Source organism: Streptomyces cinerochromogenes (assembly GCF_014648635.1).
GTDB lineage: Bacteria > Actinomycetota > Actinomycetes > Streptomycetales > Streptomycetaceae > Streptomyces > Streptomyces cinerochromogenes.
The window spans coordinates 30,403-54,536 of the sequence record NZ_BMRM01000017.1; the positions used below are offsets into that span (position 1 = coordinate 30,403).

A 24,134-nucleotide genomic window follows, 5' to 3' on the forward strand; every position below is an offset into this window, starting at 1 on the left:
CGTTGGCATCCACTCGTACCAGATCCCTGCTCGCCGGTGGAGCGGCGCTGTTGTTGCTCTGCCTCGTCGTGGGTGTCCTCTACGCCCTGGGAGTTCCGCCCTTCGAAGAGAAGAAGGGCGAGATCAAGGCCTCCGAGGTGTGCCGGACCCTGGGCTCCCCGGCCGACAGCACCGCCGCGCTGAAGCGCGTCCTGCCCGACAAGTCCTCGTACTCGTTCGACGACGACATCACCGACAGGCGTTACGACGACACGGACTTCAGCTACGAGACGTCCTGCTTCGTCAATGGGGACGGAAAGCAACTCGTCGCGGCCACCGCCGAGATGGTGCGGTACGACAAAGCCGATGACTGGGTGAAGGACGTGGTCGAGAACCACGTGCCGGCCTCCTCGGTGAAGCCGTTCCCTGCCGGTGACAAGGCGATCGCTTCCGACAGGGTCGCCGCCGTCTACCTTCCTTGTACGGCCCGCGGCTTCGGCCGGCATCTGAGTGTCGTCGTGCAGCTCAAGCAGCGCGGCAGCGCTTCCGACGGTCAGCTGCGGGAGGGCCTGATCTCCCTCGCCCGCAACGCCGCGCTCTTCGCCCACGACGAAGCGAAGTGCGACGCGCCGTCCAAGGTGACGTCCTGAGCCGGTCCGGTGAGCCGGCCGCCGGGAAGCGGCTGCCGGCTTGCCGTCAGGGGGGGCGGTCGGAGGAGGCTGGGTATTCGATGGCTCGACGCCTTGTGGCAGCCACTGCGGCACTCGCGGCGCTAGGCCTGATCGTCGGTTGCTCGACATCCGATGACAAGAAGGATTACGACGTACCCAGAGCGCTGTGCGGGGTGCCAGTGGATTCTGGCCTCCTCTCTCCCTTCCTTCCGGCGGGCGAGAAGATCAAAGTCCAGGAAACGCGTCCGGTGCCTTCCCGGAAACTCTGCCGGGTGGACATCGACGGCCACTGGGCGCTGATGGCAAATCTCCAGTGGTGGGAGGAGGACGTGTCCATCGCTACCGTCGTGACCGCCAACCCTGAGACGGACAAGTCCCCGCAGTCGTCCGGCGACGACTTCTTCTACACCGGCACCGGAGCCGTGAAGCTGGTCAAGAACTGCAAGAACCCCGACCACGCCCGGCATCTGCTGTACACCTCGTTGCAGGTCCACAACTCGGATCTCGGTGACGTCTCCGCCATGAAGAAGTTGGCGACCACGTACACCGAGGCCGTTGGGCGGTCCGGTGAATGCCCGTAGGACGGCCTGGGCCGTCGCCGCCTCTCTCACGCTGCTGAGCGGATGCGGTGGCGGGGGCTCCGGAGAACCTGTCTCTCTCGATGCCGCTCGGACGCGGGCGGTGCTGCCGGATGCCGCGTCCGTGCCGGGTTGGGAAGCCACCCTCGAGCCGGTCGCCTATCCGCTGGAGAAGGCCACGAGGCTGGGGCTCGCCCGGTGTTTCAAAGATGTCGAGCAGGATTCGTGCTCGCGGGTCCGCTTCATCGGCGCTTCGGGTTTTCACCAGCAGAAGAAGCCGGTCGTCTCCTTCATCGTCCAGACGTACCTCGACCCGGCCACAGCCCGAGCGGCGTACGGAACCGTCTGGAAGACGTGGAAGCGATGGGTTCCAGCTCCGAAGGCCATGGCGGTCGGGGAACTCGGCGATCAGCGGAATGCCGTGGTCGGACTGGGTGCATCGGGGGTCAAGGGGTCCAAGGGCCTGATGATCGTGGTGCGAGAAGGCAGCGTCATCATGCTGTCCATGGCCGAGTCCGGTAAGTACGTCGACATGCCGGATTCCTTCCTCACCCGGTTCGCCGATGTTTTCACCCAGCGGGCGGAGGAGGCTCAGGCGGGCAAGGAGCCGTCGGCCGGGATCGAGGCGTCCTCCTAGCCGGAGCTCCGCGCTCCCCGCGCACCGGCGTACGAGGTGCACCGCGTCGGCCGGAGCCGGTCAGCACTCCCCCTCTCGTTCCGACGCGCTGATCCGGTAGCCCAGGTACGTCAGCGTTCCCTCCCCGCCGGCGATGCCCGGTGGTGTGTAGTCGTCCTTCTTCGAGCGGGTTCGCTGGATGTGGGTGCAGAAGGCGTTGTCCGCGCCGTCCGCGGTGACCGTGAAGGACGCGGTGTCGTCCGTGTTGCCGTCGGCGGGTTCGACCGTCACCCCGTAGCCCGGTGCGTCGCCGCCGCCGTACTCGGTCACCTTGTCCTTGATCAGGGACTCGTAGTCGGTGAAGGAGAGGGGACCCGAGTCGTCGGCCTGGAAGGTGTAGCCGTCGAGGTCGTCGGTTGCCTGCTGGACCGCGCTGGTCAGCTCGTCGTCGCTCCAGGAGACGTCGTCGGAGACACCGAAGCCGTGGACGGCCATGTAGACGCCGATGCCCGCGAGGCTGAGGAAGAGGACGCGGGCGGCGACGAAGGCGGAGTCGGGGAGGTCCGGGGCCGAGGGGTTGAGGCTGGTGCGCCAGGCGCGTACCCGGTCCGCCTTCACGCAGGCCATGGCCACCAGTACGGCGGCCAGGACCAGGCCCAGCACGTTCAGTTGGGTCAGTGCGTCCATGAGCTGGTCCCCGCACGTCCACGTCGCTTGCGGCGGGCGTCGCGCAGGGCCACCGCTCCGCCGCCCAGGCCCGCCACCAGGACCGCCACGCCGATCGCGACGTAGGTCGCTATGCGGGCCGTGCGTTCCTGGGGGGTTTCGCCGAGGGTGAGCTTGGCGGGGGTGGGAGCCTCCGCGTGGGTGAGGCCCGCGTCCGGGTGGGGGGACTCGATCGGGTGATCGTCCTCCGTGAGGGCGCGGACCGGGTCGACGACGCCCCAGCCGACCCGGATGTCGTAGCCGGCGATGGAGCGTTCGGCGGTCTGCTCGATCTGGGCCACGACCTGACGGGGCGTCCAGTCCTTGTGCTTGGCCTTGATGAGTGCGGCCACACCGGCGACGTAGGGCGCGGAGAAGCTCGTTCCGTTGTCCGGGCAGTGGCCGCCCTTCGGGACCGTGGAGATCATGTCGACTCCGGGGGCCGCCACACCGACGAAGTCGCCCGACTGGGAGAAGGCCGCGCGTTCGTTGTTGCGGTCGGACGCCGCCACCGCGAGGACTCCCGGGTACGACGCCGGGTACGTCTTCTTCACATTGCCGCCCAGTCCGTCGTTGCCCGCCGAGGCGACCACGACGATCTTGGCCGCCAGTGCCTCGTCGACCGCCCGGTGCAGGTCCTCGTCCGGCGGGATGGCGTTGGCGGTGTCCTGGGAGATGTTGATGACGTCGGCCTTGACCGTGATCGCGTGCCGGATCGCCCGCGCGAGGGTGCGGGCCGTGCCGTGCCCCTCCGCGTCGTTCTGCTTGATCGGGATGATCGTGGCCTGGGGGGCGAGTCCGACGAAGCCGGTGCCCTCCATGGGGCGGGCGGCGATGATGCCCGCCACGCGCGTGCCGTGGCCGACCGTGTCCGTCGTGCCCTTGGCGTTGCCGCGGTCGATCTCCTGTCCCTTGTCGTCCTTGGGGGGGAGGAAGTTCGCGCCGAGGGAGGCGTCGACGGCGTGGGCGAGCTGCGGGTTGGCCGTGTCGACGCCCGTGTCGATGACGGCGACCCTGACGTTCCTGCCCTTCGACTCGCTCCACAGCTGATCGAGGTTGACGCGCTGCAGGGCCCAGGGCGTGCCGGAGTACTTGTGGTTGGTCTTCGAGAACGTGCACTGGTCGGAGGCGGAGTCCGCGGCGGCCACCGGCGCGGCCAGCAGGGTGGCGGCCATGGTGAGGGCCGCCAGCAGGGTGGTGCGGGTCCGGAGGGGCGGCGGCGGGGTCGTACGGGTTCCGAGGGCCGTCGGCGGGGTCGTGCGGGTCCGGGGGGTGGGCGTCATCGTCGTACCCCTCACGAGCCCTGCGGCTGGCGGGCCGCCGCGGTGGACAGGCGGGGGCCGGTCGGCAGGAACTTCGACCAGGCGGCGGGGATGGGCGCGGGGTTCACGTCGGCGTAGCCGAGGCGGGTCTGCGCCAGCTTGGCCTCCTGCTGGAGCTGCTTGAGCTGCTTGCCGGAGATCCCGATCCCCTTGTCGTCACTGGCGCTGTCGTCGTTGGACTGCATGGCGTACCGCAGACCGGTGTCGGTGACCAGGAAGAGGGGGCCGGCCTTGGTCTCGCTGCCCTGGAACTGACGGTAGAGCTGGCCGGAGCCCGCGGTGACGTAGGCGCTGGAGGATCCGGTGGGCAGGACGGCCGGGAAGTCGGTGCCGGCCCAGGTGCTCAGCGTGGTGGCGCCGTTGTCGGGGTCGACGTGGTTCAGGACGGTGCAGACCGTGTTGCGGCTGCCGTCGCCCGTGGAGGGGTTGTTGACCGCGCTGGGCTTCTCGGTGGGCCACTTGTGGTCGGCCGCGAACGGCTCGCCCCGCTCGATGGCGCCCGCGCTGACCTCCTTCGGGTGCCCGGCCTGGCCGAGCTTCACCAGGTCCTCACTGACGAGGAGGAGCTGGGCGACGAAGTCGGAGACGGGGGCGACCCGGCCGGGCAGGACGACGAAGTACTGCTCCTGCCCGTTCACCGGCGCCTTGAGCACCATGCCGACGCGGTTGGTCTGGGCGTCCAGCTGGCCGGGGGCGCCCGCGGGGGCGCTCGGGACGCCGTCGATCCGCGGGAAGCTGATCGGGTCGCCCGGGTGCAGGGTGTCGATCCATTCCTTCGTCACCCGCTGCGGGGTGCGGTCCGGACCCACGATGGTCTGCAGCAGCAGGCGGTTGGAGGCGTCCACCGGGTATGCCCGGCCGTGCGCGTCGACCACGTACTGCTTCTTGTCCGGGGTGGTGACGTAGAGGAGTTCGCCGCCGTGCAGCTTCTCCTTGGTGGCGGCCAGCTTGTCCTGGTCGCGCTCGGCCAGCACGAAGGCGGCCTTCTGGATGGAGCTGCCGCTGCCGTTCGGGCGTTCGCAGACGGCCCACTCCTTGGCCGTGCCGGCCTCCTTGCCGGAGGGCAGCCGGTCGGGGGCGTAGGGGATGCCGATGGTGACGCCGTGCGGGATCTTGCCGTTGTCGAGGATCGACTCGTCGACGGTGACGACGTCGACGTCGCTCTGGGTGTCGAGGACGAGCTTGGCGGACGCCATGTTCAGTACCGGGTGGAGCTGGACCTTGCCCTTGGTCTTCAGGACCACGTACCGGGTGGTGGACTTGCTGGCGATGATCACCTTCTGTCCGGGGTCGTCCCAGCCCTGCGGGGCCGTCGGCTTGAACATGCCCCAGGCGCCGAACGCCGCGAGGACGACGACACCCACGACCGCGCTGGGCAGGACGGCGCGCAGCGGCCGGGGTGCCCCCTCGTCGGAGGCATCCGGTGACGACTGCACGAAGGACGCGAGCATGCGTCGCTTCGCGAAGGTGTAGGCGTTGAGTTGATCCCGCCGAGATGCCATCTGTGCCCGTTTCTCCCCGTGTCTCACGCGGAGCGCGCCCGGGGATCCCGCTCCCCCGCCCTCCGTTGTCGGACCCGGCCCCTACTATGCCTGGTACGGAGCGGGTCTCGTGGAGCGGGTAGGGTACCTGGGCCCTCAAGGGCCTTGTGCAGTGGCCTGATTCCAGCGAGTTGTGAGCAAAACGGGGGGATGGAGTGATGGCTTCCGGTACGCGGACGCGAGCGCGCGGCCGGTCGGCGGCACGAGGTCGCACGGCCGGGTCCGACACGCCGCCACGCGGAACGGCCGCCCGGCGCGGCACGGAGCGGCAGCAGGTCACGCTCGGCCTCAGGCAGCGGCCGGGCCAGGCCGGCTCGTTCCGTTTGCAACGGCTCATGCTGGTGGAGCTGGCGGCGGCCGTACTGCTCGTCGGCTGGGCCGTCGGGATGGCGGCCCTGGTGCCGGCCGCGGTGGTCGCCCTGGCCCTGGTCCTGCTGGCCTTCGTACGGCGGCGGGGGCGCTCCCTGCCGGAGTGGCTGGCCACCGCCCGGGAGCTGCGGGCGCGGCAGAAGCGGGCCGACAGCACCCCGATACCGCCGGGCACGGAGCCGGGTCTGGTCCCGGCGGTGGAGTGCGAGCCCGCCCTGCGGACGTACTCCTACAACGCGCGTGACCGCCGGCCGGTGGGGATCGTCGGCGACGGCACGTTCGTCACGGCCGTCCTCCAGGTGGAGGCCGACGCGACCGCGCTGCGGGCCGAACGGACCCGGCAGCCGCTGCCGCTGGGGCTGGTGCGGGACGCGCTGGAGGTGGACGAGATCCGCCTGGAGTCGGCGCAGATCGTGCTGCACACCCAGCCGGCGCCCGCGCTGCACCTGCCCCAGCAGTCCGTGGCCGTGGCCAACTACCTCCCGCTCCAGGAGCAGACCGGCGCCCCGGCCGTGCGCATCACCTGGATCGCGCTGAAGCTGGACCCGGAGCTGTGCGCGGAGGCCGTGGCCGCCCGCGGCGGCGGGCTGACCGGCGCGCAGAAGTGCGTGGTCCGGGCGGCGGACCACCTGGCGAGCCGGCTGACCGGCGCCGGATTCCGGGCCCGGCTGCTGGACGAGGAGGAGCTGGTCGCCGCGCTCGCCACCTCGGCCTGCGCCAACCCGCTGGTCACCGCCGAGGCGGGACGCAGCGAGACCCGGGAGCGGCGCACCGAGGAGTCCGGGCGCAGCTGGCGCTGTGACAACCGGCGGCACACGACGTACTGGATCCGGCGCTGGCCCCAACTGGGCGGCGACCGGGCCGAATCACTGCCCCAGTTCCTCGCCCGGGTCACCGCCGTCCCGGCCCTGGCCACCACCTTCAGCCTCACTCTCGCGCAGGGCGAGCGGCAGGAGGTGACGTTGTGCGGGCACCTGCGGGTGACCGGGCGCAGCGACGACGAACTCGTGGCGGCGCGGCGCGCGCTGCAGGCGGCGGCCCGGCAGTCCGGGGCCGGCCTGGCCCGCCTGGACCGTGAGCAACTGCCCGGCATGCTGGCCACTCTTCCCCTCGGAGGTACGCGGTGACGACGAGTCCGACGAGTCCGACGATGGCGCCGGCACCGGGCACGGCCACGCGGGGCCCGCAGGAGCCGTCGGGGCCGCGGCGGATGGGCGAACGGCTGCGGAACGGGCTCGGCCTGATCGGGCCCCGGCACGGCCGGCACGGGCTGCCCGTGCAGCAGTTGGACGCGCTCGCGCTGCCCATCGGGGACGACGGGGTGGTGGCCGGTGTCGACGCCGAGGGGCAGCCGGCCGTCCTGGGCATCAACCGGCCCACGCCGTACGACGTCGTCCTGATCGGCGGCCTGTGGACGGCCCAGGTCCTCGCGCTGCGCTCCGCCGCCACCGGCGCCCGGGTCGCGGTGGAGACCGGGCGGCCGCAGGCGTGGATGCAGATGGTGCACGCCATGGGCGGTGGGCAGAACGGGCTGTCCGTGTACGACGTGGGGCGGGTGCCGCCGCAGGGTGCCTCCGCGGGTACGCCGGTGCTGGTGGTGCGGGACTGCGGTATGCGGCCCCCGCGCGGGCGGGTGGTGTCCGGGCCCTGGCAGTCCGTGCTGACGCTGCTGCCGTATCTCAGCCCGATCGCGCCCCGGCTGCTGCGGCAGGCCCGGCTCGCCGGTATCCAGCGGGTCTCGCCGGACGAGGCGGCCGAACTGGGGCGCACCATGGGGCTGTCGCGGACCGAGGTGGAGTCGCTGCCGGCGCTGCCCGACGGCGTCACCCTGTGGTGTACCGACCGTGACCGGCAGTATGTGCTGACCCAACCCACCGACGCCGAGATCGGATTGTTGGGCACGCCCCGACGGATGGACTGAACTGCCCTCGCCTGTCCCTTTTGTTCGCCGTGTGACGGTGGCTGTGCGGGGCGCGCGGGGCGTTTCCGGGCCGGCTCTGACCTGGTGGGCGGGCGCGGAGAGGTGGGCGGGCCTGCCGAGGGGTGGCTCCTGGTGATTAGGCTGGGAGCGGGCGCGATGGCAGGACCCGTGGACCGGGCGTCGGTGTCCCGGGGGGAGGGCCGGTGCATCGGACTGCCCCGAACGACTACGGACGACTCGTACGACACGACATGGTCGCCCCGGCACGGCATGAGGGTGCTCGACCACACCAGGAGGAACTGTGAGCAGCGATCGGGACGGGATGCGCGGGGGCTGGGACACACCCGGCGATGACCAGCCCGACGCGGAGGCCATCGAGACCACCGGCGAGTTCACCATCGACTACGCTCCCCCCGCCTGGTACACGCAGAACGCGTCCGGTACGGCGGGAGGCCCGGGCGGAGTGGGCGGGGCCGGCGGTTTCGCCGGGGCCGGCGGCTCCGGCTCCGGCGGTGACGCGGGCGCCCCGGCCGCCCCCGCGGTGCCGTTCCCCACGGGCGCGCCGGTTCCGGGTCCGACGCCGCCCCCGCCGGCCGCCCAGCCGACGGGCACGCCGCCCCAGGGGACTCCGTACGCTCCGCCGCAGGGCGCGCCGTTCACTCCGCCGCAGGGCACCCCGTACGCTCCCCCGGCTCCCCCGGCTCCCCCGGCTGCCCCGGCAGCGCAGCCCGCGCCGCCGGCCGACAGCCCCGTTCCCGTGCCGCGGCTGCCCGAGGGGTTCGAGCCGCAGCAGCCCCAGCCCGCCGCGCAGGAGACACCGGCCGCCCCGGCCGCGGTCCAGCCGGAGACCGACAACGGTGACCTGGAGAGCGGGGCGACCATGCGGTTCTCCGCCGTCGCCCTGAAGCGCCAGATGGCCGAGATCGCCGAGCGCGCGGCAGCTGCCACCGGGACACCGGCCGAGCCCGGGAGCGAGGGCTCCGCGGAGGGCACGGCGGGTACGGAGGTCGTGCGGGCCTCGTCCGGCGCCGAGGGCCCCGCGGACCGTGCCGAGGAGGCCGGTGGCGAGGCTGCCGCGCAGGAGGGAGCGGTGGCCGACACCGACGCCTCGGCCGGCTCCGCTGCCGACGGGGTGGAGCAGGGCGAGGGCTCGGTCGCGCAGGGTGCCACCGACTCGACCGACGCGGAGAACGCTTCGGCCGGCGCCGCGGAGGCTTCGGCGCAGGACGGTGCTGCCGGCCAGGACACCGGTGAGGAAGGTGCCGCCGACGCCGCCGCGCAGTCCGACGCGGCGGAGATCTCGGGGGCCGGCGCAGGAGACGCCGTGTCCGCGGAGGCCGCCGTGACGGACGCCGTCCCCGCGGACGCCGTTCCCGCGGACGCCGTCCCCGACGCCGAGGTCCAGGGCAGCGCGTCGCAGGAGGGCACGCCCGAGGGCAGCGTCCCGGGCAACGGCCCCTCGGACAGCGCCGCATCGGGCAACGGTCCCTCGGACAACGGCCCCTCGGACAACGTCGCCCCGCAGCCGGCCGCGCCCACCGCGGACACCCAGCAGCCCACGCCGGAGCAGCCCCATCCCGCCCAGCCCGGCGGCTACGGCTTCCCCCAGCCCGGCACCGGCGCGCCGCAGCCCGCTCCGGTCCACGCCGACACCCAGCAGCCCACCCCGGGACAGCCCCACCCCGCCCAGCCCGGCGGCTACGGCTTCCCCCAGCCCGGCACCGGTGCGCCGCAGCCCGTCGTGCCGCCCGCTGCCCCGGTCCCCCAGGGTGCCCAGCCCGGCTGGACCCCGCCGCCCCCGCCGCAGAACGGGCTGCCGCCGCTGCCGCCGTCGTACCAGCCCGCCGCGCCGGCCGCCGCGGCCCAGTGGCCCGCGCAGCCCGGAACCCCGCAGGGTGCCCCGCAGCAGCCCGGGCCGATGCCGGGTGAGCAGCCGCAGCAGGCGAGCGGCCAGGTCCCGCCCGGTATGCCCGGTCAGCAGCCGCCGTTCCAGCCGCAGGCCCCGCAGGCCGCGCCCGCCGCATGGAACCAGCCCCACCAGCCCCACCAGGACGGTCAGCCCCACCAGCCCCACCAGGACGGTCAGCCCCACCAGCCCAACCAGCCGGGGGCGCCCGCCGCACCGGCACCGGCACCGCAGCCGGCCCCCGGCGGTTACGGCTTCCCGCAGGCTCCGGGGGCCCAGCCGGCCCCCAACGGGCCGACCCCGCCGAGCGGTTACGGATTCCCCCAGCCGGGTGCACCCAACCCGCAGGCGCAGCAGAGCGGTTACGGCTTCCCGCAGACCGGCGCGCCCAACGCACCGGTACAGCCCGGCGGTTACGGCTTCCCCCAGTCTCCGCAGAACCCGCAGAACGCGCAGACCCCGCAGCCCCCGCAGTCCCCGGACGCCGCCCCCGGCGCCCCGCAGGCCCCGCAGGTGCCCCAGGCTCCGGTCGACCCCCGGTCGGGGGCCGCCTGGCCGCAGCCCGTCCGGCACGACCAGCGGCAGCCGACCAACCCCGGTGCCGCGCCGCTCGGTTACACCGCCGCCGTCGAGCTGTCCTCGGACCGGCTGCTCAACAACAAGAGGCAGAAGGCGAAGAGCGGGCGGCCCACGGCGGCGGCCGGCCGGTTCAAGCTCGGCGGCAGGAAGGAGGAGGCCGAGCGGCAGCGCAAGCTGGAGCTGATCCGTACGCCGGTGCTGTCCTGCTACCGGATCGCGGTCATCAGCCTCAAGGGCGGTGTCGGGAAGACCACGACCACCACCGCGCTCGGCTCCACGCTCGCCACCGAGCGGCAGGACAAGATCCTCGCCATCGACGCCAACCCGGACGCCGGTACGCTCGGGCGGCGGGTGCGCCGGGAGACCGGGGCCACCATCCGTGACCTCGTCCAGGCCATCCCGTACCTGAACTCGTACATGGACATCCGGCGGTTCACCTCCCAGGCTCCCTCCGGTCTGGAGATCATCGCCAACGACGTGGACCCGGCCGTCTCGACCACGTTCAACGACGAGGACTACCGCCGCGCGATCGACGTGCTCGGCCGGCAGTACCCCGTCATCCTGACCGACTCGGGCACCGGCCTGCTGTACAGCGCCATGCGCGGGGTGCTGGACCTCGCCGACCAGCTCATCATCATCTCCACGCCGTCCGTGGACGGTGCGAGCAGCGCCAGTACGACGCTGGACTGGCTGTCCGCGCACGGGTACGCCGACCTGGTCTCCCGGTCCCTCACCGTGATCTCCGGGGTCCGCGAGACCGGCAAGATGATCAAGGTCGAGGACATCGTGGCGCACTTCGAGACCCGCACCCGCGGGGTCATCGTCGTGCCCTTCGACGAGCATCTGGCCGCCGGTGCCGAGGTCGACCTCGACATGATGCGGCCGAAGACGCGCGAGGCGTACTTCAACCTCGCCGCGATGGTCGCCGAGGACTTCACCCGCCACCAGCAGGCGCATGGCCTGTGGACGAGCGACGGCAACCCGCCGCCGGTGGCCGCGCCGCCCATGCCGGGTCAGCAGATGCCCGGCCAGCCCATGCCGGGCCAGCCGATGCCCGGCCAGCAGCTGTACGGGCAGCCGTACCCGCAGGCCCCCGGCCAGCCGTACGCCCCGGCGCAGCAGCCGTACCCGCCGCAGCAGGGTCAGCCGCAGCCGTACCCGGCGCAGCATCCGGCACAGCACCAGCCGCCCGGCTACCCGCAGCCCCAGCCTGAGCCGGGCCAGCCGGGCCAGCCGGGCCAGCCGGGCCAGCAGCCCCCGCAGGCTCCGCCCCAGCAGTAGGTTCCACGGCAAAGGGCGGCCGGTGCTCCTCGCACCGGCCGCCCTTTCGTGTCGGAGAGCGACAGAACCGTGAGCGGACCTACTCCTCCGCCGCCACGATCTGCCGGCACCGCTTCACATCCGCGGCCATCTGCTCCAGCAGGGCCTCCAGCGAGTCGAACTTCGCCTGGCCGCGCACGTAGGCGAGGAAGTCGACGGCGACGTGCAGGCCGTACAGGTCGAGGCCGACGCGGTCGATGGCGTACGCCTCCACCGTGCGTTCGGTGCCGTCGAACTGCGGGTTCGTGCCGACGGAGATGGCGGCCGGCATGACCTCGTCCTGCGCGTGCAGGTACCCGGCGTACACGCCGTCGGCGGGGATCGCGGTGTGCGGGAGCGTCTCGACGTTGGCCGTCGGGAAGCCCAGTTCCCGGCCGCGCTGGGCGCCGCGGACGACGACGCCCTCCACACGGTGCGGGCGGCCCAGGATCTCGCGGGCGCCCTCGACGTCGCCCTCGGCGACCAGGCGGCGGGTCAGCGTGGAGGAGAACGGTTCGCCGCCGCCGGCCTCACCGGTGACGTACAGATCGACGATCTCGACCTCGAAGTCGTAGACCTTGCCCTGCTCGGCGAGGAACTCGACGTTCCCGGCCGCCTTGTGGCCGAAGCGGAAGTTCGGGCCCTCCACGACCGCCTTGGCGTGCAGCTTGTCCACCAGGACCTTCACCACGAACTCGGCGGGCGAGAGCTTGGAGAACTCGGTGGTGAAGGGGAGGATGAGGACCGCGTCGACGCCCAGCTCGCCCATGAGTTCGGCACGGCGGTGGTGCGGGGCGAGCAGCGGCGGGTGGCTGCCGGGGCGGACGACCTCGCTGGGGTGCGGGTCGAAGGTGACGACGACGGCGGGGACGCCCAGTTCGCGGGCGCGGTCGACGGCGTGCTTGATGATCAGCTGGTGGCCGCGGTGGACGCCGTCGTAGGAACCGATGGTGACGACGCTGCGCCCCCAGTCCTGGGGGATGTCCTCCAAGCCACGCCAGCGCTGCACTGTGACCGCTCCTCGAACCCGTGTCCGTGTCTATCGTTGACCTCTTGTGCAGGTCTAAGGGTGCCATGCCGGGTGCCCGGCGCCAGCATCGGCATGGGGGCTGTGACGGGGCGCACGTTCTCGGCGCCGCTCAGGCCGGTACGCGGACGCCCGCAAGGTTCTCGATCATGCGACGGGTGCTGGGGCCGACCACGGCGGCCCACTCCTCCGGGGCGTCGGTCAGCCAGCGGGCCATGCGGGCGGCGAAGCCGGGCACGTGACGGCCGAGGTCGACCAGGCCGCGGTCGAAGCGGGTGGCGCCCTCGGGCGTGCGGACGAGGAGCAGCCCGGTACGGTGCACCAGCCCGCGGACCTCCGCCTCCCCCGCCTCGCCCCGGGACTCCACCGCCCCCTCTTCCCGGGACTGCGCCCCCGCGTCGTCTCCTTCCCCGGGTTCCTCCCCCACCGCGCCCCGCTCCACCACCGCGTGCAGGACGGCCTCCAGGACGGCCGGGGCCTGCTCCCCCGCGAGCAGCACCTCCAGCAGCTCACGGCGGAGCGGGCGGGAGGCGGCCGTACCGGGGGCGGCGAGGACGGTGGCGAGGGCCGCCCGCAGGGGTTCCGGACCGCCGTCGAGCAGGCCGGTGACCAGGGGCAACAGGACCGGGCGGGCGGTGGGGCCCTGGGCGAGGCGGCGGTCGATGCCACCGGCGAGGGGCCCGGCGGTCTCCGGGCGCAGCCGCACCGCTTCCCGGGCGAGGGCGGCGACCCGGCGGGCCAGGGCCGGGGTGGTGGCCTCCGCGAGCCCGCGCAGGACAGCGGCGGTGTCCGGCCCGTCGGCGCCCGGCGCGCGCAGCCTGTCCTGGAGGGCCTCCAGGACCTGCTCCGGGTGTGTGATCAGGGCCGGGAGCAGGGCGCTGGGCGGGAGCTGCGGGTCGCCGTCGGCGAAGTGGCGCAGGGCCGCGGGCAGGTAGCGGTCGCGGGTGTCCGGGTCGCGGACCAGGAGGGCGAGGGCGCCGCCGTGCAGGGTGCGGTCGGCGGGGCGGGCGAGGAGGGTGAGGGCGGCGTAGCGCAGCAGCCGGCGGTCCGGGTCCGAGCGGACACAGGGGGCGGCGCGCAGCCCGAAGGTCACCGCCGCCACCCGGCGGACGGGGCGCTCGTCGTGCGCCCAGCGGTCGACGGCCCGGCAGACGGCCGGCGGCTCCTCCTCGGCGAGCACGGCGAGCAGTTCGTCGGCGCGGCGGTGCGCGCAGGCCACCAGCGCCTCGACGAGGTGGTCCAGGGCGGCGTGCCGGTGCGTGTGCAGCAGCGCCTGCGCGGCGGTGGCCACGGTGGCGTGCGGGGTCGCGGGGAGCGGCCGCTCGTCGGCGAACCAGCCGGTGAGCAGGGGCTGTACGGCGGTGGGGGCGGCGACGAGCAGACCGGCCACGGCATCCAGGTAGCGGTCGCCGGCCGCGGGCGGCGCCGGGTCGGCCAGCACCAGCCGGCGCAGCAGTTCCAGGCGCTCGGCGTCGGAGACGGGCAGGGCGGTCCAGAAGGCGGGGCGGAAGTCGGCCGGTACGGGCCGCCGGGTGCGGTGCCAGGTGACGACACGGTCGGCGAGGAGGCGCAGCACCTCGGTGTACGGCGTCGCGTCCGGGACCTGGAGCAGGGTGCGGGCGAGCAGCCGGGCGGCCCACCAGGAGCCGGTGTCGCGGTCCAGGGCCTCCACCAACTCCCGTAGACGCAGCGACAGTTGACGGGGGCCGTGCTGGCGGGCGAGGAGCAGCAGGGCCTGGACGACGGGACCGACGCGGTGGTGGGCCACGGGGGCGGTACGGCGGGTCCCGCGCGGCTCGCAGGGGTGGTGCACCAGGGCGCGCAGGGCCTCGTCCAGGTCCAGGTGCATGCCCTGGATCCAGTCGGCCAGTTCCTCGTGGGCGAAGCGGTAGCCGCCGCCGGCCGGCACGAGGAGGCCCTCGGTGAGCACGGCGGAGGCCCAGCCGGTGCCGCCGCCGAGCCGGGCGGAGGCGGGTCCCCAGGGGAACAGGGTCTCGAACGACTCCCGGTCCAGTTCCCCCTGCCCCTGGCCGAGGCTGCGCCGGGCGGCCTCGTGCACCTGGCCGGCCACGCGCGCGGCCAACCGCCGTACGGCCGTGCCGCGCAGGCCGCCCGCGGCGGCGAGGCGGACCGCGATGCGCAGGCACATCAAATCGAGGTACGCCGCGAACACGTCGTCCCGGCCGAGAGTCCCGGCCACCGGCGCGCCGGGGACGGCCGCCCGCACCTCACCCAGCAACCGAAGCGCGAGCGGGTGCCGCGCATCCCGGTCACCGAGCACCCCCTCCGGAACCCCGTACCGCTCCCGAGCCCGCCGCGCCTCATCGACGGTCAGGTCACCGATCCGCAGACAGGGGGGCAGGGGGTCGCCGGGAGTGCCGGGGGCTGAGGTGCAGGGAGCCGGGGTGTGGGAGGCCGGGGTGTGGGAGGCCGGGGCGTGGGAGGCCGGGGTGCGGGGCGATGCGGTGGGGTGGCCGCCGGTGGGGGCAGCGGGGGCTGCGGCATTACGGCCACCGCTCGGAACACCGGACGCCGCGGCGGAACGGCCACCGCTGGGACCACCGGACGCTGCGGCGGGACGGCCGAGGGCGGGGACGGCGACCGGGGCGTGAACGGGCCCGCGTCCCTCCACCGCGACGGAGGCGAAGAAGGCGGAGGACGCGGAGGAGGCGGAGGAGGTGGAGGAGGCCGGGTCGGCGGCCGGGCGGACCGGGTGGTCCGCGTGCGCCGGGGCGACCGGGCCGGCCGGTGCTCGGCCCGGCTCACCGACCGGCGGGCGCGTCGGCTCGTCACCAGCCGCCGAGCCCGCCGCCGCGAGGGCGCCCGGGCCGGGGTGCGGGCAGGCCGCCGGAGCCGCGGGCGCGCCCTGACCGCGGTCCGGGCAGGCATCGGCGGCCGGGATGTCAGGGCCGGTCGGCGTGCGCTTCGGCTCGATGCCGGTGGTCGCCGGAGTGACGGGGCCGCCTGGGATGTGGAGCAGGTGCTCGGGGAACGCCCTGCCCGCGCGCTCCCAGTGCTCCTCGCGGCAGGCCGTCACCAGGCGGGTGCCGGTTTCGCCCAGCCAGGTGGCCGTGGCCTGGGCCCAGGCGGGGAGGCGGTGGGCCAGGGCGGGGGGCATCTCCTCGGGGGCGTCGAGGAGCAGCAGCAGCGGGCGGCCGGCCCGGGCGGCGAGGCGGGCCAGGTGTTCGGGGGTGAGATCGCCGAGGTCCTCGGGCTGGACGCGGCGGGACGCGGCGACGATCCGGGCGGCACGCTGCAGGGCCCGGCGGGCGGCGTCGGCCAGCGAGTCGTCGGTGTCCTTGAGGTCGGCGCCGCGCAGCCACAGGGTGGGGGCGGGGCGCTCACCCAGGGCGCGGCGGGCGGCGAGGGCCGCGAGTTCCGTCGTACGGCCGCTGCCCGGGGCGCCGACGAGGCCGAGCACCGGCCGGTCGCCGGTGGTGAAGGCGGCCAGCTCCCGGGTGACGCCGGCGCGTTCGAGCGGCTCCGGGGCGCTCGGGGGGCCGTCCTGGCCCACCGAGGTGGCGGCCAGCTGGAGGATGCCGGCGAGGTTGAGGTCGGCGCCGTAGGCGGGCACGGTGGTCGCGTTGCGGGTGAGCAGGGCGGCGAGGGCGCCGTCGGCGGGCCGCAGCGGCACCGCGAAGCCCGCGTCGCGTTCGGCGGTGTGCAGGGCGGTGCCGAGGACGCCGAGGACGGCGCCGGTGCGGGCGTCGAGCACCGGTCCCCCGGCCGCTCCGCCGATCCGGAGCGCGTCGCGGCCCGCCGTGCCGATGGCCAGCTCCAGCACGTCCTCCAGCCGGTGGAATCCGTCCGTGGCGGTGTACGTCGCCTCGGTGGCGGCCAGCACCCGCGCCTCGCGCCAGCAGCCGGCGGCGAGCCGGACGTACGTACCGGCGGGGATCCGCTCCCGTACGGTCAGCGGCAGCGGGTCCACGCCCAGGCCCTCGGTGTGCACCAGGGCGAGGTCGAGGGCGGGCAGCGGGGTGACCGCGTCGGCCGGGACGACGCGGGTGCGGTCCCCGCGCGTACCGTCCCCGGGGGCGTGCAGCACCAGCCGGGACAGGCCGTCGACCGACTCGTGGCTGGTGAGCAGGGTGCCCTCGTGGTCGGCGAGGAAGCCGACCCCGCGCGGGCGCCCGGTCAGGTCCCGGATCCGGACGAGCGCTGCCTCGGCGCGACCGGCGTCGGTGCCGCCGGCGCCCGGTCCGCCGTTCGCCTGTTCCCGCTCCTGGTGCCCGCCTCCGCTGCGGGGGCCCCGTTCTTCCATGGCCGTACCTCCCCGCCCGTCCCCGTGCCCTGTCCTCGACGGTAGGCGCGGGATGATCGGCGGGACAGGACACGTGCGGAACGCGCCCCCTTCCGCTCCCCCGGTTCACTCCGAGCGCCTGCCCGGTCGGGTGAATGGGCGGGGGCTGCTGGATAACCCTAGAGGTGGGGAACCGAGGGGGGACCGTGGAGCGGCGGCAGGGGCACGACCCGTGCCCGGCCGCCGCTCCACGGCAGACGGGGCCCCGCCTCACCCGAAGACAGTCAGGCTCCCGCCCCGCCTCAGCCGAAAACGGCCAGGCTCTTCGCCTTGCCCTTGTGCTGCTCGACGAGCGCGAGGAAGCCGCCGTCGGTGCCGAAGACGGCCACGGGGCCGGCGCCCGCGTACTCGTCGGGCATGTCCAGCCGGACGCCGTTCAGCAGCAGCCGGGCGCGCCGGGCGTCGACCTGCCACTGCGGGAACGCGGCGGCGGCCGCCTCGGCGATCGGCATCACGGTCAGCTCCTGCTGGAGCTGGTCCAGCGTCCTGGCCGCGTCCAGCTTGTACGGCCCGACGCGCGTCCGGCGCAGCGCGGTGAGGTGGCCGCCGACGCCGAGGCCGGCGCCCAGGTCGCGGGCGAGGGCGCGGATGTAGGTGCCGGAGGAGCAGACCACCGACACCACCAGGTCGAGCACGGGCGTGCCGTCCTCGGCGACCGCGTCCCGGACGTCGTACACCGCGAAGGAGGTGATCGTCACGGGCCGGGCGGGGATCTCGAATTCCTCGCCCTCGCGGGCCCGCTTGTACGACCGCACGCCGTCGATCTTGATGGCGCTGACCTTGGACGGCACCTGCATGATGTCGCCGGTGAGCTTGGCGATGCCGGCGTCGATGGCGTCCCGGGTCACCTTGGAGGCGTCGGTGGACGAGGTGATCTCGCCCTCGGCGTCGTCGGTGAGGGTGTTCTGGCCCAGGCGGATGGTGCCCAGGTACTCCTTCTCGGTGAGCGCGAGGTGCCCGAGGAGCTTGGTGGCGCGCTCGATGCCGAGGACCAGGACGCCGGTCGCCATGGGGTCGAGGGTGCCGGCGTGGCCGACGCGGCGGGTCCTGGCGATCCCACGCATCTTGGCGACCACGTCGTGCGAAGTGAAGCCCGACGGCTTGTCGACGATGACGAGGCCGTCGGGCGTGGTGTGCTTCTGGGTCATTCGGTGGCGTCGCCGTCCGTGTCGGTGTCCTCGGCCGGCTTCCGGTAGGGGTCGGCGCCGGCGGCGTACGCGGCGCCCGTGGCCGCCTCGCGCACCTTCTCGTCGGACTGCCGGGCCTTGTCGAGGAGGTCCTCGATGGTCCGGGCGGTGTCCGGCAGGGCGTCCGCGACGAAGGTCAGGGTCGGGGTGAACTTTACCCCGGCCGCACGGCCCACCTCGGAGCGCAGGATGCCCTTGGCGCTCTCCAGGCCGGCGGCCGCGGCCTTCCGCTCCTCGTCGTCGCCGTAGACCGTGTAGAAGACGGTCGCCTCCCGCAGGTCACCCGTGACCCGGGTGTCCGTGATGGTGACGTGTGAGCCGAGCCGCGGGTCCTTGATCCCGCGCTGCAGCTTCTGGGCCACCACCTCTCGGATGAGGTCCGCCAGCCTTTTCGCCCGCGCGTTGTCGGCCACTGGTCCGTCTCCCGTTCTTTCTCTTGCTTGTGTCGTTCTGTGGTCTGGTCGTGGTCAGTCGTCCTCGCCGTGGAAGCGGCGTCGGACCGACAGCAGCTCCACCTCCGGGCGGGCGGCGACCAGCCGTTCACACCGGTCCAGTACGTCGGTGAGGTGCGCCGCGTCGCCGGAGACCATGGCGAGGCCGATGATCGCTCGCCGGTGGAGGTCCATGTGGTCCACCTCGGCCGCGCTCACCGCGTACTTCCGTTGGAGTTCGGCGACGATCGGGCGGACGACGGAGCGTTTCTCCTTCAGCGAGTGGACGTCACCGAGGAGGAGGTCGAAGGACAGAGTCCCCACGTACATGTTTGTGCCGGTTTACCCGCCGGTACGGGATCGATGGCCTGGAGCCACCGTACCGCTTGCCCGCCGGCGGCTCGACCGGGTTTCCCGGCGCTCCGGCCGGGGGCGGAAAACGGCGCGCTGGCCGGCAGGACCGCAGTCCCGCCGGCCAGCACGAACCCCAGGCGTTACGCCCGCGGCTTCTCCCGCATCTCGTACGTCGCGATGACGTCGTCGACCTTGATGTCGTTGAAGTTTCCGAGGTTGATACCACCCTCGTAGCCTTCGCGGATCTCGGTGACGTCGTCCTTGAAGCGACGCAGACCCTCGATGTTGAGGTTCTCCGCGACCACCTTGCCGTCGCGGATGAGGCGGGCCTTGGTGTTGCGCTTGACCTCGCCGGAGCGGATGAGCACACCGGCGATGTTGCCCAGCTTGGACGACTTGAAGACCTCGCGGATCTCCGCCGTACCCAGCTCGACCTCTTCGTACTCCGGCTTGAGCATGCCCTTCAGGGCCGCCTCGATCTCCTCGATCGCCTGGTAGATGACCGAGTAGTACCGGACGTCCACGCCCTCGCGCTCGGCCATCTGCGCCGCGCGGCCGGCCGCGCGGACGTTGAAGCCGATCACGATGGCGTCGGAGCCCATCGCCAGGTCGATGTCGGACTCCGTGACCGCACCGACGCCGCGGTGCAGGACGCGGATGTCGACCTCTTCGCCGACGTCCAGCTGGAGCAGGGAGGACTCCAGGGCCTCGACCGAACCAGAAGCGTCACCCTTGATGATCAGGTTCAGCTGCTGGACCTCGCCGGCCTTGAGCACCTTGTCCAGGTCCTCCAGCGACACGCGGCGCGTGCGCTTGGCGAAGGCGGCGTTCCGCTCGCGGGCGGCGCGCTTCTCGGCGATCTGACGGGCCGTACGGTCCTCGTCCACCACCAGGAAGTTGTCGCCCGCACCCGGGACGTTGGTCAGGCCCAGGACCTGGACCGGCGTCGAGGGGCCGGCCTCGGCGACGTTGTTGCCGTTGTCGTCGAGCATGGCGCGCACGCGACCGTAGGCGTCGCCCACGACCATCGTGTCGCCGACCCGCAGCGTGCCTCGCTGGACGAGGACCGTCGCCACGGCACCGCGGCCGCGGTCGAGACGGGACTCGATCGAGATGCCCTGCGCGTCCTGGTTCGGGTTGGCCCGCAGGTCGAGCGAGGCGTCGGCCGTGAGGATCACGGCCTCCAGCAGCGAGTCGATGTGCAGACCCTGCTTGGCGGAGATGTCGACGAACATGGTGTCGCCGCCGTACTCCTCGGCCACCAGGCCGTACTCGGTCAGCTGACCGCGCACCTTGGTCGGGTCGGCGCCCTCGACGTCGATCTTGTTGACCGCGACGACGATCGGCACGTCGGCCGCCTTGGCGTGGTTGAGCGCCTCGACCGTCTGCGGCATGACGCCGTCGTTGGCCGCGACGACCAGGATCGCGATGTCGGTCGACTTCGCACCACGGGCACGCATGGCGGTGAACGCCTCGTGACCCGGGGTGTCGATGAAGGTGATCTTGCGCTCTTCGTCGTTGACCTCGGTCGCGACCTGGTAGGCACCGATGTGCTGGGTGATGCCGCCGGCCTCGCCCGCGATGACGTTCGTCTTGCGGATGGCGTCGAGCAGTCGGGTCTTACCGTGGTCGACGTGACCCATGACGGTGACGACCGGCGGACGGACCACCAGGTCCTCCTCGTCGCCCTCGTCCTCGCCGAACTCGATGTCGAAGGACTCCAGCAGCTCGCGGTCCTCCTCCTCCGGGCTGACGATCTGAACCGAGTAGTTCATCTCGCCGGCGAGGAGCTGGAGGGTCTCGTCGGAGACGGACTGGGTCGCGGTGACCATCTCGCCGAGGTTCATCATGACCGCGACGAGCGACGCCGGGTTGGCGTTGATCTTCTCCGCGAAGTCGGTGAGCGACGCGCCGCGGGAGAGACGGATGGTCTCGCCGTTGCCGCGCGGCAGCATCACGCCGCCGACGCTCGGGGCCTGCATGGCCTCGTACTCCTGGCGCCTCTGCCGCTTCGACTTGCGGCCACGACGCGCGGGACCGCCGGGACGGCCGAAGGCACCCTGCGTGCCACCGCGGCCACCGGGACCGCCGGGACGGCCACCGAAGCCGGGACGGCCACCGCCGCCACCGCCGGGACCACCCGGACGGCCGGCGAAGCCGCCGCCACCGCCACCGGGACCGGCAGGACGGCCGGCGAAGCCGCCGCCACCGCCACCCGGACGACCGGCGAAGCCGCCGCCGCCCGGACGACCGCCGCCGCCACCGGGACGACCGCCGCCACCGGGGCCACGGCCGCCGGGGCCACCGCCCGGACGCGGGCCCGCAGCGGGACGCTGCGGCATCATGCCGGGGTTCGGACGCGGGCCGCCGGGGCCGCCGCCGGGACGGGGACCGGCCTGCGGACGCGGCATCGAGCCCGGGGTCGGACGGGGACCGCCCGGAGCCTGCGGACGCGGACCGCCGCCCTGGGCGCCGGTCGCCTGCGGACGCGGGGCGCCGCCGGGACCGCCGGGGCCGGGACGCGGACCGCCCTGCGGGCGCGGGGCCTGCGGGCGGGCCATGCCGGCGTTGCCGCCGGAGGTGAAGGGGTTGTTGCCCGGGCGCGGACCGGCCGGACGGGCGCCCGGACGCGCGGCCTGGCCGCCGGGACGCTGACCGCCCTGACCCGGACGGGGCGCCTGGCCCTGGCCGGGAGCCGGACGGGAACCGCCGGGCTTCGGGGCACCGGGACGGGCGCCGCCGGTACGCGGACCCTGGGCGGCCGGAGCCTGCGGGGTCTGCGCGGCCGGGGCAGCCGGCGGAGCGGTGAACTCCGGGGCGGCCGGGGCCGGGCGCGGCGCGGGCTTGGGACCGGGCACCGGACGCGGGCCGGGGGCCGGCGCGGGTGCCGCGGGGGCCGACGGGGCGGCCGGCTGCTGGGCAGCGGGCGCCGTCGGAGGCTTGGGGGCAGCCGGCCGGGGGGCCGGGGCAGCCGGACGTGCCGCCTGCGCCGGAGAGGGCGCGGCGGGCTTGGGGGCGGCCTTGCGCGGGGCGGGCTTCGCGGACTTGCCGCTGCCACCGCCCTGGAAGGCGTCGGTCAGCTTGCGTACAACCGGCGCTTCGATGGTCGAAGACGCCGAACGGACGAATTCACCGAGTTCCTGGAGCTTGGCCATGACGACCTTGCTCTCGACACCGAACTCCTTGGCGAGTTCGTATACCCGGACCTTAGCCACTTCGCTCCTTTGAGGTCCGGGTTGAAGCCGGACCGTCGCTAGTTCATGGGCGTACTCATCGCGTACTCATCGAGTGCTCATCGCAATCTCGACCTGCTTTCGACTCGCGAGGTACCAGACCGCACGGGGTTCCGTACGGCATGTCTTACGTCGTTGCCTGCTCGGCAACTGTTGTCTGCTCGACGTACTGGCGCAACGCCTTTGTGTCGAGCGCTCCCGGGACGCGCAGTGCCCGCGGGAACGCCCGGCGGCGTACCGCCTGGTCGAGACAGACCAGGGCGGGGTGTACGTAGGCACCCCGGCCGGGCAGCGTACCGCGAGGATCGGGGACGCATGCGTCCCCGCTCTCCACGATCCGCAGGAGATCGTTCTTGGCCGCCCGCTCCCGACACCCCACACAGGTGCGTTCAGGGCATGCTCGGGTGTGCGTCCGGCCAGACACAGTTAAGTCTACCTCCCCGCACCGACCTCACCCCTTTGGGGCAAAAATCGAACGGCTGTTGTCGTGATCTCAGCGCCGGGCGGCCTGGATCTATTCCCCCGGCGCCCGGAGCTGCCCCCGGTCTACTCCCCGGCCTGCTCGGTGTCGGGCCGGATGTCGATGCGCCAGCCGGTGAGCCGGGCGGCGAGGCGGGCGTTCTGGCCCTCCTTGCCGATCGCCAGCGACAGCTGGTAGTCCGGCACGGTCACCCGTGCGGAGCGGGAGGCCATGTCCACGACCTCCACCTTGCTCACCCGGGCGGGTGACAGTGCGTTCGCCACCATCTCGGCCGGGTCGTCCGACCAGTCGACGATGTCGATCTTCTCGCCGTTCAGCTCGCCCATGACGTTGCGCACCCGGCCGCCCATGGGGCCGATGCAGGCGCCCTTGGCGTTCAGGCCCGAACGGGTGGACCGTACGGCGATCTTCGTGCGGTGACCGGCCTCACGGGCGATGGCCGCGATCTCGACCGAGCCGTCGGCGATCTCCGGCACCTCCAGGGCGAAGAGCTTCTTCACCAGGTTGGGGTGCGTACGGGAGAGCGTGACGGACGGCCCGCGCACGCCCTTGGCCACCCGGACGACGTACGACCTGATGCGCATGCCGTGCGGGTAGGTCTCGCCGGGCACCTGCTCCTGCACCGGCAGGATGGCCTCCAGCTTGCCGATGTCCACCAGCACGTTCTTCGGGTCGCGGCCCTGCTGGACCACGCCGGTGACGATGTCGCCCTCGCGGCCGGCGTACTCGCCGAGCGTCGCGTCGTCCTCGGCGTCGCGCAGCCGCTGCAGGATCACCTGCTTGGCGGTGGTGGCGGCGATACGGCCGAAGCCGGACGGGGTGTCGTCGAACTCACGGACCTCCTGGCCGTCCGCGAGGTCCTCGGGGTCCTCCTTCGCCCACACGGTCACATGCCCGGTCTCCCGGTTGAGCTCCACGCGCGCGTGTCGGCGGCTTCCCTCGGTGCGGTGGTAGGCGATGAGGAGGGCCGACTCGATCGCCTCGACCAGCAGGTCGAAGGAGATCTCCTTCTCCCGAACCAAGCCCCGCAGGGCACTCATGTCGATGTCCACGGCTACGCCTCCTCCGCTTCCTTCTTGTCCTTCGTGCCGGCCGTGCCGCCGGCGCTGTCCTTACGGTTGAACTCGACCTGCACGCGCGCCCTGGCGATCTCCGGGAAGCCCAGTCTGCGGGCGGTGGCCTTGCGGCCCTTCACCCCGGGCACCTCCACGTCGATGCCCTCGTCGTCGACCTCCAGGATCCGCGCGACCAGCTCGCCGCCCTCGGTGAGCTGGAACTTCACGAGCCGGTCGGTGGCGCGCACGAAGTGCCGGTGCTCGGTGAGGAGGCGCTCCGCGCCGGGGGTTCCGACCTCCAGGTCGTAGGCCGCGTCACCCATCGCGTTCGTCTCGTCCAGCTTCGCCGAGAGCGCGCGGCTCACATCGGCGATGGCATCCAGGTCGGCTCCGGTGTCGGAGTCCACGACGACGCGCAGCACCCGCTTGCGTCCGACGGAGTCCACGGCGATCTCTTCGAGATCCAGCCCATGGGAGGTGACGAGCGGTTCCAGCAGCTCTCGCAGCCTCTCGCTCTGGGTGGTGCTCATCCGGGTGACTCCTCGGCCGCGTGTGCTGTTGTGGGATGGGTCGCGTG

At 73.4% G+C, this 24,134-nt stretch carries 18 protein-coding genes; 6 read left to right on the plus strand and 12 right to left on the minus strand.

The features are described from left to right. The first annotated feature begins 2 nt into the window (after nt 1-2). The 3 genes from IEZ20_RS28945 (at nt 3) to IEZ20_RS28955 (ending at nt 1,865) form a co-directional block, all read left to right on the plus strand. Nucleotides 3-629: a hypothetical protein gene (locus IEZ20_RS28945; RefSeq protein WP_229896298.1), complete on the plus strand. Its 627-nt coding sequence runs from the start codon at nt 3-5 to the stop codon at nt 627-629. 293 nt (nt 630-922) lie between these two features. Further along, nucleotides 923-1,231 (plus strand): hypothetical protein, encoded by a 309-nt coding sequence (locus IEZ20_RS28950; RefSeq protein ID WP_189304096.1) that lies wholly within the window; start codon nt 923-925, stop codon nt 1,229-1,231. Nucleotides 1,232-1,331: 100 nt separating this feature from the next. Continuing rightward, nucleotides 1,332-1,865 (plus strand): hypothetical protein, encoded by a 534-nt coding sequence (locus tag IEZ20_RS28955; protein ID WP_189304098.1) that lies wholly within the window; start codon nt 1,332-1,334, stop codon nt 1,863-1,865. Nucleotides 1,866-1,925: 60 nt separating this feature from the next. Here the strand turns inward: IEZ20_RS28955 and IEZ20_RS28960 are convergent, their stop codons facing one another. From IEZ20_RS28960 to eccB, 3 genes are all read right to left on the minus strand, one after another. Next, a complete protein-coding gene (locus IEZ20_RS28960; protein WP_189304100.1) occupies nt 1,926-2,531 on the minus strand; it encodes a hypothetical protein in 606 nt (201 codons plus the stop codon). Further along, nucleotides 2,519-3,724: a type VII secretion-associated serine protease mycosin gene (gene mycP, locus IEZ20_RS28965; protein WP_229896306.1), complete on the minus strand. Its 1,206-nt coding sequence runs from the start codon at nt 3,722-3,724 to the stop codon at nt 2,519-2,521. The genes IEZ20_RS28960 and mycP overlap by 13 nt, the downstream gene beginning before the upstream one ends. Before the next feature lie 119 nt (nt 3,725-3,843). Then, nucleotides 3,844-5,373, minus strand: a complete 1,530-nt coding sequence (eccB, locus tag IEZ20_RS28970; RefSeq protein WP_189304105.1) for a type VII secretion protein EccB — start codon at nt 5,371-5,373, stop codon at nt 3,844-3,846. Between the two features lie 197 nt (nt 5,374-5,570). On the opposite strand from eccB, the gene eccE reads away from it, so the two are divergent. The 3 genes from eccE to IEZ20_RS28985 all read left to right on the plus strand — a co-directional run bounded on the left by eccE (nt 5,571) and on the right by IEZ20_RS28985 (nt 11,468). Then, complete coding sequence (gene eccE, locus IEZ20_RS28975; RefSeq protein WP_189304107.1) at nt 5,571-6,908, plus strand: type VII secretion protein EccE; 1,338 nt, start codon at nt 5,571-5,573, stop codon at nt 6,906-6,908. Between the two features lie 23 nt (nt 6,909-6,931). Beyond that, nucleotides 6,932-7,702, plus strand: coding sequence for a hypothetical protein (locus tag IEZ20_RS28980; protein ID WP_189304109.1), 771 nt, complete (start codon nt 6,932-6,934; stop codon nt 7,700-7,702). Between the two features lie 301 nt (nt 7,703-8,003). Then, nucleotides 8,004-11,468 (plus strand): SCO5717 family growth-regulating ATPase, encoded by a 3,465-nt coding sequence (locus tag IEZ20_RS28985; protein WP_229896300.1) that lies wholly within the window; start codon nt 8,004-8,006, stop codon nt 11,466-11,468. A gap of 79 nt (nt 11,469-11,547) precedes the next feature. Here IEZ20_RS28985 and IEZ20_RS28990 read toward each other — a convergent pair whose 3' ends face one another. The 9 genes from IEZ20_RS28990 to rimP all read right to left on the minus strand — a co-directional run bounded on the left by IEZ20_RS28990 (nt 11,548) and on the right by rimP (nt 24,087). Further along, entirely contained in the window at nt 11,548-12,495 is a 948-nt protein-coding gene (locus IEZ20_RS28990) for a bifunctional riboflavin kinase/FAD synthetase (protein WP_189304111.1), read from the minus strand. Nucleotides 12,496-12,625: 130 nt separating this feature from the next. Further along, nucleotides 12,626-16,777: a trypsin-like peptidase domain-containing protein gene (locus IEZ20_RS28995; protein ID WP_229896301.1), complete on the minus strand. Its 4,152-nt coding sequence runs from the start codon at nt 16,775-16,777 to the stop codon at nt 12,626-12,628. 281 nt (nt 16,778-17,058) lie between these two features. Next, on the minus strand, nt 17,059-17,964 hold the full coding sequence (gene truB, locus IEZ20_RS29000) for a tRNA pseudouridine(55) synthase TruB (protein ID WP_189304113.1): 906 nt from the start codon (nt 17,962-17,964) through the stop codon (nt 17,059-17,061). Then, complete coding sequence (gene rbfA / locus IEZ20_RS29005) at nt 17,961-18,416, minus strand: 30S ribosome-binding factor RbfA (RefSeq protein ID WP_189304115.1); 456 nt, start codon at nt 18,414-18,416, stop codon at nt 17,961-17,963. Before rbfA ends, truB begins: the two co-directional genes overlap by 4 nt. A 54-nt stretch (nt 18,417-18,470) precedes the next feature. Further along, entirely contained in the window at nt 18,471-18,764 is a 294-nt protein-coding gene (locus tag IEZ20_RS29010; protein ID WP_059252917.1) for a DUF503 domain-containing protein, read from the minus strand. Between the two features lie 164 nt (nt 18,765-18,928). After that, a complete protein-coding gene (gene infB, locus IEZ20_RS29015; protein WP_189304118.1) occupies nt 18,929-22,003 on the minus strand; it encodes a translation initiation factor IF-2 in 3,075 nt (1,024 codons plus the stop codon). Between the two features lie 145 nt (nt 22,004-22,148). Next, nucleotides 22,149-22,445, minus strand: coding sequence for a YlxR family protein (locus tag IEZ20_RS29020; protein ID WP_189304120.1), 297 nt, complete (start codon nt 22,443-22,445; stop codon nt 22,149-22,151). A gap of 122 nt (nt 22,446-22,567) precedes the next feature. Continuing rightward, nucleotides 22,568-23,554, minus strand: coding sequence for a transcription termination factor NusA (gene nusA, locus IEZ20_RS29025; protein WP_189304122.1), 987 nt, complete (start codon nt 23,552-23,554; stop codon nt 22,568-22,570). Between the two features lie 2 nt (nt 23,555-23,556). After that, nucleotides 23,557-24,087, minus strand: a complete 531-nt coding sequence (gene rimP, locus IEZ20_RS29030) for a ribosome maturation factor RimP (RefSeq protein ID WP_189304125.1) — start codon at nt 24,085-24,087, stop codon at nt 23,557-23,559. Nucleotides 24,088-24,134 lie beyond the last annotated feature (47 nt).

Bases quoted from the DNA above. Each gene is read 5' to 3' on its own strand.
- IEZ20_RS28960 (WP_189304100.1), bottom strand. From the start codon at position 2,531: ATGGACGCACTGACCCAACTGAACGTGCTGGGCCTGGTCCTGGCCGCC.
- mycP (WP_229896306.1), bottom strand. From the start codon at position 3,724: ATGGCCGCCACCCTGCTGGCCGCGCCGGTGGCCGCCGCGGACTCCGCC.
- eccB (WP_189304105.1), bottom strand. From the start codon at position 5,373: ATGGCATCTCGGCGGGATCAACTCAACGCCTACACCTTCGCGAAGCGA.
- eccE (WP_189304107.1), top strand. From the start codon at position 5,571: ATGGCTTCCGGTACGCGGACGCGAGCGCGCGGCCGGTCGGCGGCACGA.
- IEZ20_RS28980 (WP_189304109.1), top strand. From the start codon at position 6,932: ATGGCGCCGGCACCGGGCACGGCCACGCGGGGCCCGCAGGAGCCGTCG.
- IEZ20_RS28995 (WP_229896301.1), bottom strand. From the start codon at position 16,777: ATGGAAGAACGGGGCCCCCGCAGCGGAGGCGGGCACCAGGAGCGGGAA.
- truB (WP_189304113.1), bottom strand. From the start codon at position 17,964: ATGACCCAGAAGCACACCACGCCCGACGGCCTCGTCATCGTCGACAAG.
- IEZ20_RS29010 (WP_059252917.1), bottom strand. From the start codon at position 18,764: ATGTACGTGGGGACTCTGTCCTTCGACCTCCTCCTCGGTGACGTCCAC.
- rimP (WP_189304125.1), bottom strand. From the start codon at position 24,087: ATGAGCACCACCCAGAGCGAGAGGCTGCGAGAGCTGCTGGAACCGCTC.